Origin of the sequence: Phenylobacterium sp. LjRoot97, assembly GCF_964254345.1 — a bacterium.
Taxonomy (GTDB): domain Bacteria; phylum Pseudomonadota; class Alphaproteobacteria; order Caulobacterales; family Caulobacteraceae; genus Phenylobacterium.
Window position 1 is genome coordinate 2193522 of record NZ_CAXUTH020000001.1, and the last position, 16004, is coordinate 2209525.

The following is a 16004-nucleotide window of genomic DNA, read 5'->3' on the forward strand; positions in this document are numbered from 1 at the left end:
TCTGTTGCGTCATCTGTAGCCCGTCGCAATCGGACACCGAAGTTGAGTTGGCGGCGACCTGCGACGGGTTCAGGTGTCTTCGCATGGCGAGCATCCATTCGACAGCCGTTGTCGCGCCCGGCGCGCAGATCGACCCCAGTTGCGAGATCGGTCCCTATGCGGTGATCGGCCCTGATGTGCGCATGGGGCCAGGCAACGTGGTCGGGCCCCACGTGGTGCTGGACGGCCGCACCGAGATCGGCGCCGACAACCGCTTCATGGCCTCGTGCTCGATCGGGGCCAGCCCGCAGATCACTGGCCGCGCCGCCGAGGCGGGGCGTCTGCGGATCGGCGACGGCAACGTCTTTCGGGAGTTCGTGACCGTCCACGCGGGCGGAGATTCGACCACCGTCATCGGCGCGCGCGGGCTGTTCATGGCCACCGCGCATGTCGCGCATGACTGCGTGCTCGGCGATGACGTGGTGATGGCCAACGGGGCGACGCTGGCCGGGCATGTCGTGATCGGCGACCGGGCCCAGCTCAGCGGCCTCTGCGCGGTCCACCAGCACGTGCGGATCGGCGAGCTGGCCTTCGTGGCCGGCGGGGCGATCGTGACCCAGGACGTCGCGCCCTACTGCCTGGTGCAGGGGGACCGTGCGCGGCTGGTCTCGCTGAACGCGGTCGGCCTGCGCCGGGCCGGATTGGCGGCGTCGGAGGTGTCGGCCCTGAAGCGCGCCTTCCGGTCGATCTTCCACGGCGACGGGCCGCTGGCCGAACGGCTGGCGGCGGCCGAGGCCGGCCTTGCCGACGAACGGGTCGCGCGGCTGATCGGCTTCATGCGCGCCAGCGTGCGCGGAGTGATCGCCACGCCGCGGCGAAGTCTTCCGGCTGCGGCGTAAAGCGCGGCGCTACGCCTCAGCTTGCGGTTTGTCCCGCAATGGGCCAATTCGTTGGCCCGTGCCCGGGGGGCGAGTCCGGATTGCACCACATTCCTGTGGAACTGGTCCGCGCTTGGTTGTGGAATCGCCGGCGGCCACGGCAGGGACGTACGAGGAGTTTTGCCAACATGTCAGTGTCAGCCCCGAACGGAACGCGCCCGGCGGCCGCCCAATTGAAGCCCCGGATCGTGGTGTTCGGAGTCGGCGGCGCCGGCGTGAACGCGGTCAACAACATGATCGAGCAGGGGCTGGAGGGCGTCGACTTCGTCGTCGCCAACACCGACGCCCAGCAACTGTCGCTGTCGCTGGCCAGCCAACGGATTCAGCTCGGCGTGCAGGTCACGCAAGGGCTGGGGGCCGGGGCCAATCCGAACGCCGGCCTGAGCGCCGCCGAGGAGTCGGCCGAGGACATCATCCGCTATCTGGACGGCGCCGACATGGTGTTCATCACCGCCGGTATGGGCGGCGGCACCGGCACGGGCGCAGCGCCGTTCGTGGCGCGCTGCGCCCGTGAGCGCGGCATCCTGACGGTCGGCGTGGTCTCCAAGCCGTTCCGATTCGAAGGCCGTCACCGCATGCGGCTGGCCGAGGCCGGCCTGCAGGAGCTGCAGCAGTACGTCGACACCTCGATCATCGTGCCGAACCAGAACCTGTTCCGCGTCGCCACCGAGCAGACGACGTTCGCCGAAGCGTTCGGCATGGCCGACCAGGTGCTGCACTCGGGCGTTCGCTCGATCACCGACCTGATGGTGCTGCCGGGCCTGATCAACCTCGACTTCGCCGACGTGCTCAGCGTCATGGGCGGCATGGGCGCGGCGATGATGGGGACGGGCGAGGCGACCGGCGCGGACCGCGCGGCGGTGGCGGCGCAGAACGCCATCCAGAACCCGCTGCTGGACGAGACCTCGCTGGCCGGCGCCAAGGCGGTGCTGATCAACGTCACCGGCGGCACCGACATGACGCTGCTAGAGGTCGACGAGGCGGCGAACGTGATTTCCGACCAGGTCGATCCGGACGGCAACATCATCTTCGGCGCGGCCTTCGATCCGTCGCTGGAAGGCAAGCTGCGGGTGTCGGTCGTCGCGACGGGCATGAACTCGGCGAACGGCCGCGAGGCGGCGGCGCCGTCAGCGCCGGCCCCCGAGGCGGCGCCTGCCCACGATGCGGCGCAGGGCGCGACCCCGCGCCGCTTCTGGTGATCGCGGCGGCCCTCAGAACGTAAAGGTCAGGCCGATCAGCGGACCGCTGAACGAGGCGTCGTAGTCGATGCGGTCGCCTTCCCACTTCGTGGAGTAGAAGCGGTAGCCGGCCTCGGCCGTGATCAGGTCGCTGAACCGGTAGCTCAGGTAGGCCTGGACCTCGTAGAGGCTTTCGGACGAGACGCCGAAGCCGCCGGCGGTGGCCAGGCCGACCACCCCGAAATGTTCGCCGATCATGGTCTTGCCGCGGACGCCGATGACCGGGTCCCAGAGATCTTCCTTAGCGCCGAAATCGATCTGGCGGTTCGGGGTGCTGACCGCGACGTCGGCGTCGATGCCGAGGTAGTGCGCGCCGCCGAGGATATCGACCGAGGCGCGGTCGGTCTCGTAGGCGCGCCAGTAGCCGACGATCATGCCCTTGGTGCCCGAGATGGTGACCTTGCCGTCGGCGTCGGGCAGGGGGCCGGCGGCGATATCCTTGTCGGCCTCGACCTCGTAGTAGGTGAGGTCCCCGAGCACCCCGAACTTGCCGTAGCGGACGTCGGCCGAGCCGGTGAACGCGCCGGACAGGCCGATGTCGTCGAAGTTCACCTGGACGTCGGGATTGACCGTTGGGCGCGAACCGCCGCGGCCGGAGGCCAGAGCCACGTCGCCGGTCGGGAACGCGATCCAGACATAGGGCGTGACTGAGATGGTCCAGTCGTCCTCGGCGTGAGCGGCGGCGGGAAGCCCGGCCGTCGCGGCCAGCAATGCGAGTATCCCGATCCTGCGCATGTTGCGTCTCCTGGCGAAGCTTCCGGGAGACTGGGCCATGCAGCCGCGCATTGCTGTCAGGGTAAAACCCTAGACGAGGTACGCGAAAAACCTACTCGACGGGCTTGCGCAGGTAGACCTCGTGATCGAGCTCGCCTTCCCATTTGGCGACCGTGACGGCGGTCGACAGGTCGCTGGTGGCGCTGGTGATGGTGCGGGTCATGTCGAGCAGCCGGTCGAACGGCAGGATGAAGCCGACGACCAGCGCGGTCTGCTCGGCGCCCAGACCGATGACCTGCAGCACGGCGGCCAGCATGAACAGCGAGGCCGAGGGCACAGGGGCCGTGCCCAGCGCCACGACGGTCGTGGCCAGGGCCAGCATCACGTACTGCGAGAAGTGCAGGTCGATGCCGAACGCCTGGGCCGACAGCACGGCCAGCAGGGCGACATAGAGCGCGGTGCCGTCCATGCTGAGCGTCACGCCCAGCGGCATGGCGGTCGAGGTCACCGCGTGGCTGACGCCGAGGTTCTTCTCGGCGACCCGCATGGCGACCGGCAGGGTGGCGGCGCTCGACGAGGTCGAGAAGGCGATGGCGACGACGTCGGTGATGTCGCGGAAGAACGGCAGCACCGGCAGCCGAGCGATCAAACGCACCAGGCCGCCGTGGATGATCAGGGTCTGGAACGCGCAGCCCAGCACGAGCGCCGCGGCGAGCTTCAGGACGTGGACGAAGGCGCTGGGGCCGGTGGTGCCCATCACCCAGGCGACAAGGGCGAAGACGCCGAAGGGCGCCACCTCCATCACGAAGCGCACGATCTGCAGCATGATGTCGGCGCCCATCTGGAAGAGGCGGCCGACCGGTTCGGCGCGCGGCGCGATGGTCAGGATGCCGAGGCCGACGAGAATCCCGAAGAAGATCACCGACTGGACGTTGCCTTCGGCCAGGGCGGCGATCGGGTTGGTCGGAATGATGCTGATCAGGTGCTCGCCGAGACTGGGCGGGGCCTTGGCGATCTGGGCGGGGGCCGCGCCGGCGAAGTCCATGCCGACGCCGGGCTGGAAGATCACGCCCATGGTCATGCCGACGCTGACGGCGATGACGGTCAGGGTCAGGTAAAGCGCGAGGGTCTTGGAGCCGATGGCGCCCAGGCGCTTGGGATCGCCCATGCTGGCGATGCCCGAGACGATCGAGAAGAACACTAGCGGGGCGACGACCATGCGGATCAGGCGGATGAAGACGTCGCCCATCCATTTGAGCTGCACGGAGGCCTCGCCGAGCGCCAGCCCGACGATCGTGCCCAGCACCAGCGCGATCAGGATCCGTTTCCACAGGACCACGCCGAACCAGTAGCGGCGCAGCAGCGCGCCGGCGCCGCGCGGAGGCGGGCCGTCGTCAGCCGCGGTGCGGGCGTCTTGCTCGGTCGCCATGAAGAGTTCCCAAGGTGCGGGGCGTGCCCGACGATAGTGGCCTGGCTGCGCGGCGCGCTAGTGCGCTGCGCAGCCGCAGGGTCAGTTGCAGGAACCGGCGGTCGGCGCGTGCGGCACGCCCACGCCAGGCAGGGCGTCGGTGGGCTTGCCGTCACGGACCACGAACTTGCCGTTCACCAGCACCTGCTCGGCGCCGACCGACAGCAGTTCCGGCTGCACGTAGGTGGCCTTGGGGGCGTAGGTCGCCGGGTCCAGCACCACGACGTCGGCGTGGTAGCCGGGCTTCAGATAGCCGCGGCCCGTCAGTCCGAAGGTGTCGGCGGTCAGACCGGTGCTGCGATACACGAAGTCGGTCATGCTGACGGTCTTCTCGGTCTTGACGTACTTGGCGTATTTCTCGGCGAAGCTGGCGTACTTGCGCGGGTGCCCCTCGGAACCGTCGGACGAGGTCATCACCCACGGCTGTTGCATGAACGCCTTGATGTCGGCTTCGCTCTGGTTGAACGAGGCCACGCCCGCGTCGCCGCGCTGGAGGATGCGCACCGCCGCCTCGATCGGATCGACGCTCCAGGTCTTGGCGATTTCGGCCAGGGTCTTGCCCATCGCCTCGCCGACCCGGGTGCGGGTGAGCAGCAGCGAGTCGGCTCCGCCGCGGCGGCGCATGTTCTCGGCCATCTCGGCGCGGATCTTCGGGCCGAGCGTCGGGTCGGACAGGCGCTTCAGCATCGCGGCCTCGCCGTCGACCTGCGCCCAGCGCGGCAGCAGGGCGGCCGAAAGCCCGGTGCCCGAGGCCGCCCAAGGATACTGGTCGGCGGTGACCTTCAACCCGGAGGCCTGGGCCGCCTCGACCATCTTGATGATCTCTCCGGCCTGGCCCTGAACGTCGACGCCAAGCGCCTTGATGTGGCCGATGTGGACCGGGATGCCGGCGCCGCGGCCGATGTCGAAGACCTCTTGCACCGCGCCCTTCAGCCCGATCGTGTACGAGGACTCGTCGCGGATGTGGCTGTCATAGGTCCCGCCGCGCTTGGCCGCTTCCTTGGCGAGCGCGATGACCTCTTCGGTCTTGGCGTAGCTCTGCGGGGGGTAGAATAGGCCGGTCGAGAGGCCGAGCGCGCCCTCGCACATGGCCTTGGCGACCATGCCCTTCATCTGGTCGAGCTCGGCGGCGTTCGGGGCGCGGTCGGAATCGCCCAGCACCCGCTGGCGCAGGGTCCCGAAGCCGACATAGGTCGCGACGTTGGATCCGACGCCGTTCTGTTCGAGCTTGGCGAAGGTGTCCTTCACCTCAGGCGCCGCGCGGCCGTCGCTGCCCACGAAGACGGTCGTCACGCCCTGCATCGTGGCGGCCAGGTTGCGGCGCATGCCGGCGTCGGCCGATGACAGGTCCTCGAAGTAGTGGGTGTGGGGATCGATGAAGCCGGGGGTGACGAGCTTGCCCTTGGCGTCGATGGCGGTCGCGGCCTTGATCTTGGCCTCGGCGGCGTCGCCGACGAAAACGATCTTGCCGCCGGTGATGGCGACGTCGGCCGTGACCCCGCCGCCCTGGCCGCCGTCATAGACGGTCCCGCCCTTGATCAGGACGTCGACCTGCTGACCCGACTGGGCGTGGGCCAGGCCGAGCGCGCCAGCCGAGAGCGCCAGAACGCTCGCGCCGGCTACGGCGATCTTCTTGGACGTCGTCATCAAGCATCTCCCCCAAAACAGACGCCTACGGCGTCGTCAGCAACTGTCGTCCCGCGCCCGCGCTGCGCCTAGCGTCAGAGGCTTGGCGACGCCATAGCCTGCGGGCATGGCGTCCCCCAGAAGCCCGGCGCGGCCGGCGTCAGCTTCCCGGCCTCCAGGCGCACGCCCCCCGGGTGATCGGCCTTGAGCCACAGCGGCCCATCCAGGTCGACGAACTCGGCTTCGGCCGCCAGCAGCAGGGCCGGGGCGATGGAGCGCGAGCTGGAGACCATGCAGCCGATCATCACGCCGAATCCGCGGGCCCTGGCCGCCGCCAGCAGGTCGAGGGCTTCGGTCAGGCCGCCGGTCTTGTCCAGCTTGATGTTGACCACCTGGTAGCGCCCGGCGAGATCGCCCAGATCGGCGGCGACGTGGCACGATTCATCGGCGCAGATCGGAATGGCGGGGGTGAACCCCGCCAACTGGTGATCCTCGTCCGCCGGCAGCGGCTGTTCGACCAGCGCCACCTTGAGCTCCAGCAGCAGGGGCTGGATGTCGCGTAGCAAGTCGAAGCTCCACCCCTCGTTAGGATCGACGATCAGCTGTGCGTCCGGGGCCGCTGCGCGGACGGCGCGCAGGCAGGCCTCGGGCTGGGCGGCGTCCACCTTCACCTTGATGACGGGCGCGCCGTTCATCGCAGCAGCGGCGCGGCCCATGGCTTCGGGTTCGTCCAGGCTGACGGTCAGGGCGATGGTCACTGGCGCCGGCTCGGGCTGTTGCAACAGCTCGGCGACGGTGCGCCCTGAAAGCTTGGCCTCGAGATCCCAGAGCGCGCAGTCGATGGCGTTGCGGGCCGCGCCGGGGGGCAGGGCGCGCAGCAGCTCAATGCGGGTCATCCCGCCGCGAACCGCTTCGGCCACGGCTTCGACCTGGGCGAGCACGCTGTCGAGCGTCTCGCCGTAGCGCGCGTAGGGGACGGCCTCGCCGTGCCCGATCTGGCCGTCGTGCCCGACGTCGACGGCGACCACGTCGGCCGCCGTCTTCACCCCGCGCGAGATCCGGAACGGCGCGGCTAGCGGCCAGTGTTCGCGGCGAGCTTGGAAGGTTCGAAGCATTCGATCAGCCTGTCGACGATGAGATTGACGCCCATGGACACCGGGTCCTGAGCCGGCAGGCCCAGCAGATCGCTAGCCTCGGCGCAGGCGCGTTGGGCGGCGTCCGAGCTCATGCCCGAGGTGTTGAGCGCTACGCCCACGGCGATGACGTCGGGACTGGTGAGCCGGGCGGCGGCGAGATTGGCTTCCAGGCAGGTCTTGAGGTCGGGAAGCGCGCGGCCGGGGAGCCCGCGCATGCTTTCGCGGCCGGGCTGGTGACAGATGACCAACGCGTCGGCCTGGGCGCCGTGCAGAAGGCCGAGCGAGACGCCAGCGTAGGACGGGTGGAAGAGCGAGCCTTGGCCCTCCAGCAGATCCCAGCCGCCGTCGTGACGAGCCGGCGAGATCTGCTCGGCGGCGCCGGAGATGAAGTCGGCGATGACGGCGTCGATCGGCACGCCGGACTGGGCGATGAAGATGCCGGTTTGACCCGTGGCCCGGAAGTCGGCCTTCAGGCCGCGCGCCTGCATTTCCTTTTCGAGCGCCAGGGTCGTGTACATCTTGCCGACCGAGCAGTCGGTGCCGACGGTGAGCAGCCGCAGGCCGGCGCGGGGACGACCGTTGCCGACCGGGATGTCGGCGGGCGGCTCACGGACATCGAACAGCTCCAGTCCGCCGGCCGCGGCGGCCTCGACGATCTCCGGGTGGTTGCGCAGCCGATCATGCAGGCCCGAGGCGACGTTGAGGCCGGCGCGCAGCGCGGCGACGACGTCGGCGACGATGCTCGGCCCCATGATCCCGCCGGCGTTGGCGACGCCGATGATCACGGTCTCGGCGCCCTTGGCCTTGGCTTCGTCGAAGTCGAGATGCGGCAGGCCCAGGGTCTGGTTGCAGTTCGGACCGCGGAATTCCCCGACGCAGGCCTGCGGGCGCCAGACGGCGACGCCGCGCGACGTCTTCACCGACAACTCGTCCTGAGAGTCGCCAAGATAGAGGAGAAACGGGGAGGGGATCATCAACAGCTCCAGACCAGCCAGGGCGCGCCTGGCGGGCTGGATCATGTCGTCCGGCGGCTCCGGCGATAGGTCAAAGACGGGGCTGCGATATAGCCGCCGGTTATGTGTGCCGCTCGGCGAGGGTCTGCTGCAGGACCGCGATGAAGTCGCGCGCGGGACGCGAAGGCGGCCGGTCTTCCAGGTAGATGCAGTGCACTCCGAAGGTCACTTTCGGGGTCAGCGGCCGGAAGTCGAGCTCGGGACTGAGGCTGGCGCGTGCGGTGAACTCGTCGACCACGGCGACCCCCGCGCCGTGCCGCACCAGGGCGGCGGCGACATAGTAGGTCTGGACGAAAATGCGCTCGCTGCGCCCGGGGTCGTCCTGAACCACTTCGCTGGCGAACAGGGCGCCGACCGGGCCGCTGCCGGCCAGGCTGATGAGGTCGCGATCGCGGGCCGCGTCGAGGCTGAGCCGCTCGGGCGCATCGGGCATTTCGTCCTTGCGATACAGCATGACCAGCTCGCCCGACCCGATGCGGACGTCGGCCAGGCGAGGGTGACGCGGGGCGTCGTAGGCCACCGCCAGATCGCTGTTGCGCTCGTACAGCGCCTTCAGGATGTCGTCGTTGTGCAGGGTATGGATATCGAAGGAAACATTAGGCCGTTGCTGGCGAAACCGCGCGACGGCGGCTGGCGCGACCCCCAGCCCGAGGGACGGCAGGACCGCCAGCCGGATGTGTCCGTCGCCGCCGGCCCGCAGGTTCCGGGTCGTCTGCCGGAGGGATTCGATCCGGCCGTAGATATCGTCGACCTCGCGGAACAGGGTGTGCGCCTCATCGGTAGGCACAAGGCGCCCTTTCACGAGGCGGAACAGTCGAAATCCGATCCGGCTCTCGGCGTGCTTGAGCACCTTGCTGACCGACGGCTGGGAGACGTTGAGGGCGCGGGAGGCGGCGCTGACGGAGCCCGACTGGTAGACCGCGTGGAAGACTTCGATGTGGCGCAGGTTCATCGAAGAACCCGGAACTGAGACCATGACCATTCCCCCTCAACGCCACTGAAACCCTGATGCGCAACACCGTGCGTGCGGGGTCGCGTCGATTTCACGCGACTGCGGAATAGCCGATCATTCAGCGCCGCCACAGGGGGCATCTGCCGCACCCGGAAGATTCCGCCGCCGCCCCCGAACCCATGAGCTTCGGTTATGGGCTGAGGAAGCCTTCGACATTGGCGTCACGGGGTCGCCGACCAAAGGTCCGCGTCGACAACACGACGGGCGGCCGCAAGCGCCGTTCGCATGACGGGCATCGACGAGGGGACCATGCGAAATATCACGACTTCCTACGGCCGCGCTGCGGCCTGCGGCCGGCTGCGCAAGACGGCTCTGGCGGGGGCCAGCAGCCTGGTGATGGCCTGCCTGGCGCCGGCGGGTCCGGCGCTCGCCCAGGATCTGGTCGACGAGCTCGTCGTCACCGCCAGCCGCGTGAACCGCTCGGGCTTCGACGCCCCGACACCGACCACGGTCGTCGGCACCGAGAACCTGCAGGCGGTCGCCGCCACCAACGTCGCCGACATGCTGAACACCCTGCCGACCTTCGGCGGCGGCACGACGCCGTCCACGACCTCGCACAGCTCGCAGAACGCCGGCGCGAACTTCCTGAACCTGCGCGACCTGGGCAACAACCGCACCCTGGTGCTGGTGGACGGCCGTCGGCACGTGCCGACGACCGCGAGCGGCCTGGTCGACATCAACGTGATCCCGGCGTCGCTGCTGGGCCGGGTCGAGGTCGTCACCGGCGGCGCTTCGGCGGCCTGGGGCTCGGACGCCGTGGCCGGGGTCGTGAACCTGATCTTCCGCGAGGATCTGGAAGGCCTTGAGGGACAGGTCCAGGGCAGCACCAGCCAGTACAAGGACAACGAGGAGTTCAACGTCGCCCTGGCCGGCGGCTTCCGCTTCGCCGGCGGCCGCGGCCACTTCATGGCCGCTTCCGAGTTCGTCGACATGAAGGGCGTCGGGGCCGACCGCGACTGGTTCCGCGAGCACCAGCAGGTCATCGCCAATCCGGCCTACCGCGCCGGCAACGGCCAGCCGCAGAATCTGCTGGTCCCCAATGTCACCGCCTCGGTCGCGACCTTGGGCGGCCTGATCACCGACGGCCCGCTGAAGGGGCTGCAATTCCTGTCGGGCGGGGTCACCGCGCCGTTCCGATACGGCAACAATCTCGGCACCCAGTACCACACCGACGGCGACGGGCTTTATCCGGGGGACATCATCAGCCTGATGACCCCGCTGACCCGCGCCAACCTGTTCACCCGCACGACCTATGACGTCACCGACAACGTCGAGGCGTTCGTCGAAGCCTCGGTCGCCTATGCCGAAACGACCTTCAACCTGTCGACGTCCTACGACCTGGGCACGCTGACCATCCGCCGCGACAACGCCTATCTGCCGGCCAATGTCGGGGCGCTGATGGACGCCAACGGCATTTCGACCTTCCGGATGGGGCGCTTCAACCGCGACATCGCCTTCAACGTCGTCGACAACAAGAACGCCACCTCGCGTATCGTAGTCGGCCTGAAGGGCGACTTCGGCGACGGCTGGAACTGGGACGCCTACTACCAGTACGGCCAGAATCGCTACGCGGCGCGGATCTTCAACAACCGGATCGCCGCCAACTTCACCAGCGCCCTGGACGCGGTGATCAACCCGGCGACCAACCAGATCGTCTGCCGCTCGACCCTGAGCGCGCCGGGCAACGGCTGCGTGCCGATCAACCTGTTCGGCGAGGGCTCGCCCTCGGCGGCGGCGATCGACTACGTCACCGGCAGCCAGCATCTGGTCGCCAACATCGAGCAGCAGGCCGCCGCCGCCAGCCTGTCGGGCGAACCGTTCTCGACCTGGGCCGGACCGGTCTCGATCGCGACGGGCCTGGAGTACCGCAAGGACTCCGTCGACCAGCGCGTCGACGCCATGGCCCAGACCGGGCTGTTCTCGATCGGCAACCCGAAGGCGATGAAAGGCTCCTACGACGTCCAGGAAGCCTTTGTCGAAACGGTGATCCCGCTGGCCAAGGACATGGCCTTCGCCCAATCGCTGGACTTCAACGGCGCGGTGCGGGCGACCAACTACTCGACCAGCGGCACGGTATGGACCTGGAAGGCGGGCTTCACCTACGAGCCGTTCGACGGGCTCAAGTTCCGGGCGACCCGTTCACGCGACATCCGGGCCCCGAACCTCTCGGAGCTGTACTCGTCCTACGTGCTGACCTTCTCGTCGATCACCGATCCGGTGACCGGGCGACAGTCGACGGTGCGTTCGCCGCAGCAGGGCAACCTGGCGCTGCAGCCGGAGGAGGCCGACACCTTCACCGCCGGGGTCGTCTATGAGCCGGCCTTCGCGCCGCGCCTGCGGCTGTCGGTCGACTACTACGACATCGACCTGCAGGGGGCGATCTCGACGCTGACCGGGCAGAGCATCGTCAACCGCTGTGCGGCCGGGGCGGCGGATCTGTGCCGCTACATCACCCGCAACCCGGACGGGTCGCTGAACGAGGTGATGCGGACCTTCATCAACCTGTCCAGCATCCAGGTGCGCGGCGTCGACACCGAGGTCAGCTACTCGACCCCGCTGTCGAACATCTTCGAGGCCGTCGACGGCGACCTGACCCTGCGTTTCCTGGCCAGCTACCTCGACCGATATGTCACCAACGACGGGGTGACCTCGCTCGATACGGCCGGCGAGGTCGGCAACAACCGGCCGCACTGGCGGTGGACGGCGAGCGCGTCCTACGAGAACGGTCCGTTCAAGGGCTACATCCAGGGCCGCTATGTCGGCGAAGGCGTCTATGACGTCGAGCAGACCTATGACGACGCCCATGTCGACAGCCAGTTCGTAACCACCGCGTCGGCCGCCTGGAAGATCAAGGACGACGGGGCCCGCTCGCTCGAAGCGTTCGGGGTGATCAGCAACCTGTTCGACGTCGATCCGCCGGTGTCGCCGAACACCTTCATCTTCGGTAGCCCGAACTCCGGCGCGGCGCACGACATCGTCGGACGCCGGTTCACGGTGGGCCTGCGCTTTACCTACTGACCATGTAGAGCTCGCGGCCTGGTCTCAAGCGGCCAGGCTGCGGACCTTCACTTCGCAGAAGCCGGCGCGGACTTCATGCGGCGGCGGCCGGCGATCAGGGTCGCGGTCCCGGAGGCCAGCAGCGCGGCGGCGCCGATCAGCCAGGGGCAGTGCGGCTGGCCGGCCGCGCCGCAGATGACGCCCAGTTCGGCGACGCCCCGCGCCGCGAGCCAGGCCATCTCGGTGCTCACGGCCGCGCCGACGAGCATGGCCGCTCCAGCGGCGGTGATCAGGTCCGACTTCAGCTGTGTCATGGCGTCCTCACTGGATGGCGTACAGCCATAAGAACTAGCCGCCCGAGCGGCGCCTTGACCGAAATCAATGCCCCTACGGCAGGGGGCGGCCATCTCCCAGGTGCTGTCACCATGACTCGCTTGGGGGACCATGACTACCTTGCCGGCTCCAGAGAGCAGAGCGCCGCGCGACGCGGTCCTTCTGTTCATCACAACGGGGATCTGCGCGTTCGCCGCGCTCCTCGCCACCGCCTTCACCGAAGACCCGCTGTTCCGGCTCCAGGGCTGGATCTTCCTGGGCGCCTTCCTGCTCGCGCTGTCGATCATGACGGTCGCCATCAACTCCGGCCGCCTGCAATCACCGCAGGACCGCTACGCCGACGGCGTGGTGAGGGCAGGGGTCATCGCCACCATGTTCTGGGCGATCGTCGGCATGACCGCCGGCGTGTTCATCGCCGCCCAGCTGTCGTGGCCGAACCTGCTGTATTTCCCTGAGCACGGCTGGCTGAACTTCGGACGCCTGCGTCCGGTGCACACCTCCGGCGTGATCTTCGCCTTCGGGGGCAACGCCCTGATCGCCACGTCCTTCTACGTGGTTCAGCGCACCTGCCGCGCCCGCCTGGCCGGCGGCGTCTGGCCGTGGTTCGTGTTCTGGGGCTACCAGCTGTTCATCGTGCTGGCGGCGGTCGGCTATGTCGCCGGCATCACCCAGTCCAAGGAATACGCCGAGCCGGAATGGCTGGTCGACCTGTGGCTGACGCTCGTCTGGGTGGCCTACCTCTTCGTCTTCCTGGGCACGATCTGGAAGCGCAAGGAGCCGCACATCTATGTGGCCAACTGGTTCTACCTGGCCTTCATCGTCACCATCGCGCTGCTGCACATCGTCAACAACCTGGCGGTCCCGGTCAGCCCGCTGAACAGCCGCAGCTACTCGCTGTTCGCCGGGGTGCAGGACGCCCTGCTGCAGTGGTGGTACGGCCACAACGCCGTCGGCTTCTTCCTGACCGCCGGCTTCCTGGCGATGATGTACTACTTCGTGCCCAAGCGCGCGGAGCGGCCGGTCTACTCGTACCGGCTGTCGATCGTGCACTTCTGGTCGCTGATCTTCATCTACATCTGGGCCGGCCCGCACCACCTGCACTACACGGCGCTGCCGCAGTGGGCCCAGACCCTGGGCATGACCTTCTCGATCATGCTGTGGATGCCGTCCTGGGGCGGGATGATCAACGGCCTGATGACCCTTTCCGGGGCCTGGGACAAGCTGCGCACCGACCCGGTCATCCGCATGATGGCCGTCGCGATCGCCTTCTACGGCATGGCCACGTTCGAGGGCCCGCTGATGTCGATCCGCGAGGTCAACGCGCTCAGCCACTACACCGACTGGACCATCGGCCACGTGCACTCCGGCGCGCTCGGCTGGGTCGGCTTCATCACCTTCGGCGCCGTCTACTGCATGGTGCCGTGGCTGTGGAAGAAGGACGGCCTCTACTCGCTGAAGCTGGCCGAGTGGCACTTCTGGATCGCGACCCTGGGGATCCTTCTCTACATCTGCGCGATGTGGGTTTCCGGGATCATGGAAGGCCTCATGTGGCGCGAGTACACGCCGCAGGGCTTCCTCGCGAACTCCTTCGTCGAGACCGTCGCCGCCAAGCATATCGAGAACGTCATCCGCACCCTGGGCGGGGCCATGTTCCTCGCCGGCGCGGTGATCATGTCCTACAACCTGTGGCGTACGATCCGCATGCCCAGCTCTGCGCCCAGCGCCCAGAGCCTGAGCGGTCCCGCCCCCGCGCTCGTCGCGGCGCAGTAAGGCGAGGCCGACCATGTGGAAGCACCACACCAAGCTTGAGAAGCACTCCCTGCCGCTGGTCATCGCGATCCTGATCGTGGTGTCCATCGGGGGGATCGTCGAGATCGCGCCGCTGTTCTGGCTCGAGAGCACCGTCGAGGAGGTGGAGGGCGTGCGGCCCTACACCCCGCTCGAACTGGCCGGACGCGACATCTACATCCGCGAGGGCTGCTACACCTGCCACTCGCAGATGGTCCGCCCGCTGCGCGACGAGGTCGAACGCTACGGCCACTACAGCCTGGCGGCCGAGAGCATGTACGACCACCCGTTCCAGTGGGGGTCCAAGCGCACGGGCCCCGACCTGGCCCGCGTCGGCGGCAAGTACTCGGACGGCTGGCACAAGGACCACCTGGTCGACCCGCGCTCGGTCGTCCCGGAGTCGGTCATGCCGCCCTACGCCTTCCTGGCCGAGAAGGCGCTCGATTACCGCGACATCCAGGACAAGATCCGCGCGATGACCAAGGTCGGCGTGCCCTACACCCAGGACATGATCGACAACGCCAAGGACGACCTGGAGACCCAGGCGGATCCTTTCGCGGCGGCCAGCAAGTTCCAGGCCCGCTATGGCGGCAAGGTCATCCAGCGCGACTTCGACGGCGAGCCCGACCGGCTGTCCGAAATGGACGCGCTGATCGCCTACCTGCAGATGCTCGGCACGCTCGTCGACTTCAGCACCTACGAGGCCAAGGCCCCGGAGAACCGTCGATGAGCGATCTCTCCTACGAGACCGTGGCGCGCTTCGCCCAGCAGGGCGGCCTGATCTACTTCGGTCTGATCTTCCTCTGTGGCGTCGTCTACGCGCTCTGGCCGCGAAACCGCGAGGCGTTCAAGCGCCTCGCCAGCCTTCCCCTGCAAGATGATGAGGCCCCCGATGTCCAAGCGTGAAGCCGACGAGGTCACGGGCGTCGAAACCACGGGACACGAGTGGGACGGGATCCGCGAGCTGGACAACCCGCTGCCGCGCTGGTGGCTCTACATGTTCTGGGCCGGCATCGTCGTGGCCGCCGTCTACTGGATCCTGATGCCGGCCTGGCCGGGCGTGCGCGGCTACACCCAGGGCGTGCTCGGGCAGTCCGATCGCGCCGACGTCGCCGTCGCCCTTAGCGACCTGCAGACCCTGCGCGGGGCGCAGGCCGCGCGCCTGAAGACCGCCAGTCTGGAGGAGATCGAGCGCGACCCTGAACTGCAGGCCTACGCCCAGGCGGTCGGCCAGTCGGTGTTCGGCGACAACTGCGCCACCTGCCACGGCACCGGCGGGGTCGGGGCCAAGGGCTACGCCAACCTGCGCGACGACGTCTGGCTGTGGGGCGGCTCGCTGGAGGACATCCACCACACCATCGAGGTGGGCATCCGCTCGGACCATCCGCAGACGCGCTTCTCGCAGATGCCGGCCTTCGGCCGCGACCAGATGCTGACCGCCGCCGAGGTTTCGGACCTGACCGAGTACGTGGTCGCGCTCTCTGGCCGGCCGGCCAACGCCGCCGCCGTGCGCCGCGCGGCGCCGGTCTATCAGACGCAGTGCGTGGCCTGTCACGGCCCGACCGGGACCGGCGACCAGAAGCAGGGCGCGCCGAACCTGACCGACCAGGAGTGGCTGTACGGCTCCGCCCGCGCGGACATCCACGCCCAGATCTGGAACGGCCGCAACGGCGTCATGCCCAGCTGGAAGGCCCGGTTCGATCCGGAAACCCTGAAGGCGCTCGCCGTCTACATCCACGCCAACGCCGGAGGCCAGTAGGGC

At 68.5% G+C, this 16004-nt stretch carries 13 protein-coding genes and 1 pseudogene; 7 read left to right on the plus strand and 7 right to left on the minus strand.

Annotation, left to right across the window (positions count from 1 at the left end):
• Window positions 1–83: 83 nt before the first annotated feature.
• On the plus strand, window positions 84–878 hold the full coding sequence (lpxA, locus tag ACSQ2H_RS10975; protein WP_436061428.1) for an acyl-ACP--UDP-N-acetylglucosamine O-acyltransferase: 795 nt from the start codon (window positions 84–86) through the stop codon (window positions 876–878).
• A 167-nt stretch (window positions 879–1045) separates the two neighbouring features.
• Window positions 1046–2089, plus strand: a pseudogene (gene ftsZ, locus ACSQ2H_RS10980) (cell division protein FtsZ); the annotation flags it as partial.
• A 39-nt stretch (window positions 2090–2128) separates the two neighbouring features.
• On the opposite strand, the gene ACSQ2H_RS10985 reads toward ftsZ, so the two are convergent.
• From ACSQ2H_RS10985 to ACSQ2H_RS11010, 6 genes are all read right to left on the minus strand, one after another.
• A complete protein-coding gene (locus ACSQ2H_RS10985; protein WP_436061429.1) occupies window positions 2129–2890 on the minus strand; it encodes a hypothetical protein in 762 nt (253 codons plus the stop codon).
• A gap of 91 nt (window positions 2891–2981) precedes the next feature.
• Complete coding sequence (locus ACSQ2H_RS10990) at window positions 2982–4298, minus strand: dicarboxylate/amino acid:cation symporter (RefSeq protein ID WP_436061430.1); 1317 nt, start codon at window positions 4296–4298, stop codon at window positions 2982–2984.
• An 81-nt stretch (window positions 4299–4379) separates the two neighbouring features.
• Window positions 4380–5984, minus strand: a complete 1605-nt coding sequence (locus tag ACSQ2H_RS10995) for an N-acyl-D-amino-acid deacylase family protein (RefSeq protein WP_436061431.1) — start codon at window positions 5982–5984, stop codon at window positions 4380–4382.
• Window positions 5985–6058: 74 nt separating this feature from the next.
• Entirely contained in the window at window positions 6059–7078 is a 1020-nt protein-coding gene (dgcA, locus tag ACSQ2H_RS11000) for an N-acetyl-D-Glu racemase DgcA (RefSeq protein ID WP_436061432.1), read from the minus strand.
• Entirely contained in the window at window positions 7036–8118 is a 1083-nt protein-coding gene (gene dgcN, locus ACSQ2H_RS11005; RefSeq protein WP_436061433.1) for an N-acetyltransferase DgcN, read from the minus strand. Before dgcN ends, dgcA begins: the two co-directional genes overlap by 43 nt.
• A gap of 55 nt (window positions 8119–8173) precedes the next feature.
• Complete coding sequence (locus ACSQ2H_RS11010; RefSeq protein WP_436061434.1) at window positions 8174–9088, minus strand: LysR family transcriptional regulator; 915 nt, start codon at window positions 9086–9088, stop codon at window positions 8174–8176.
• 285 nt (window positions 9089–9373) lie between these two features.
• On the opposite strand from ACSQ2H_RS11010, the gene ACSQ2H_RS11015 reads away from it, so the two are divergent.
• A complete protein-coding gene (locus ACSQ2H_RS11015) occupies window positions 9374–12142 on the plus strand; it encodes a TonB-dependent receptor plug domain-containing protein (protein WP_436061435.1) in 2769 nt (922 codons plus the stop codon).
• Window positions 12143–12189: 47 nt separating this feature from the next.
• On the opposite strand, the gene ACSQ2H_RS11020 is transcribed toward ACSQ2H_RS11015, so the two are convergent.
• Entirely contained in the window at window positions 12190–12435 is a 246-nt protein-coding gene (locus ACSQ2H_RS11020) for a hypothetical protein (protein WP_436061436.1), read from the minus strand.
• 130 nt (window positions 12436–12565) lie between these two features.
• Between ACSQ2H_RS11020 and ccoN the strand changes: the two genes are divergently transcribed.
• Genes ccoN through ccoP form a run of 4 tightly spaced genes read left to right on the plus strand, consistent with a single transcriptional unit; the run spans window position 12566 to window position 16001 of the window.
• Window positions 12566–14224, plus strand: a complete 1659-nt coding sequence (ccoN, locus tag ACSQ2H_RS11025) for a cytochrome-c oxidase, cbb3-type subunit I (protein WP_436061437.1) — start codon at window positions 12566–12568, stop codon at window positions 14222–14224.
• Between the two features lie 13 nt (window positions 14225–14237).
• Entirely contained in the window at window positions 14238–14972 is a 735-nt protein-coding gene (ccoO, locus tag ACSQ2H_RS11030) for a cytochrome-c oxidase, cbb3-type subunit II (RefSeq protein ID WP_183769908.1), read from the plus strand.
• The gene (locus ACSQ2H_RS11035) at window positions 14969–15148 is read left to right on the plus strand and encodes a cbb3-type cytochrome c oxidase subunit 3 (protein ID WP_436061438.1); all 180 of its coding nucleotides are present in this window, start codon (window positions 14969–14971) and stop codon (window positions 15146–15148) included. Before ccoO ends, ACSQ2H_RS11035 begins: the two co-directional genes overlap by 4 nt.
• Window positions 15135–16001 (plus strand): cytochrome-c oxidase, cbb3-type subunit III, encoded by an 867-nt coding sequence (gene ccoP / locus ACSQ2H_RS11040; RefSeq protein ID WP_436061439.1) that lies wholly within the window; start codon window positions 15135–15137, stop codon window positions 15999–16001. Before ACSQ2H_RS11035 ends, ccoP begins: the two co-directional genes overlap by 14 nt.
• Window positions 16002–16004 lie beyond the last annotated feature (3 nt).

What these genes read in the sequence shown, in the direction of transcription:
- lpxA (WP_436061428.1), top strand. Translation starts at nt 84, where the DNA reads ATGGCGAGCATCCATTCGACAGCCGTTGTCGCGCCCGGCGCGCAGATC.
- ACSQ2H_RS10985 (WP_436061429.1), bottom strand. Translation starts at nt 2,890, where the DNA reads ATGCGCAGGATCGGGATACTCGCATTGCTGGCCGCGACGGCCGGGCTT.
- ACSQ2H_RS10990 (WP_436061430.1), bottom strand. Translation starts at nt 4,298, where the DNA reads ATGGCGACCGAGCAAGACGCCCGCACCGCGGCTGACGACGGCCCGCCT.
- ACSQ2H_RS10995 (WP_436061431.1), bottom strand. Translation starts at nt 5,984, where the DNA reads ATGACGACGTCCAAGAAGATCGCCGTAGCCGGCGCGAGCGTTCTGGCG.
- dgcA (WP_436061432.1), bottom strand. Translation starts at nt 7,078, where the DNA reads ATGCTTCGAACCTTCCAAGCTCGCCGCGAACACTGGCCGCTAGCCGCG.
- dgcN (WP_436061433.1), bottom strand. Translation starts at nt 8,118, where the DNA reads ATGATCCAGCCCGCCAGGCGCGCCCTGGCTGGTCTGGAGCTGTTGATG.
- ACSQ2H_RS11010 (WP_436061434.1), bottom strand. Translation starts at nt 9,088, where the DNA reads ATGGTCTCAGTTCCGGGTTCTTCGATGAACCTGCGCCACATCGAAGTC.
- ACSQ2H_RS11015 (WP_436061435.1), top strand. Translation starts at nt 9,374, where the DNA reads ATGCGAAATATCACGACTTCCTACGGCCGCGCTGCGGCCTGCGGCCGG.
- ACSQ2H_RS11020 (WP_436061436.1), bottom strand. Translation starts at nt 12,435, where the DNA reads ATGACACAGCTGAAGTCGGACCTGATCACCGCCGCTGGAGCGGCCATG.
- ccoN (WP_436061437.1), top strand. Translation starts at nt 12,566, where the DNA reads ATGACTACCTTGCCGGCTCCAGAGAGCAGAGCGCCGCGCGACGCGGTC.
- ccoO (WP_183769908.1), top strand. Translation starts at nt 14,238, where the DNA reads ATGTGGAAGCACCACACCAAGCTTGAGAAGCACTCCCTGCCGCTGGTC.
- ACSQ2H_RS11035 (WP_436061438.1), top strand. Translation starts at nt 14,969, where the DNA reads ATGAGCGATCTCTCCTACGAGACCGTGGCGCGCTTCGCCCAGCAGGGC.
- ccoP (WP_436061439.1), top strand. Translation starts at nt 15,135, where the DNA reads ATGTCCAAGCGTGAAGCCGACGAGGTCACGGGCGTCGAAACCACGGGA.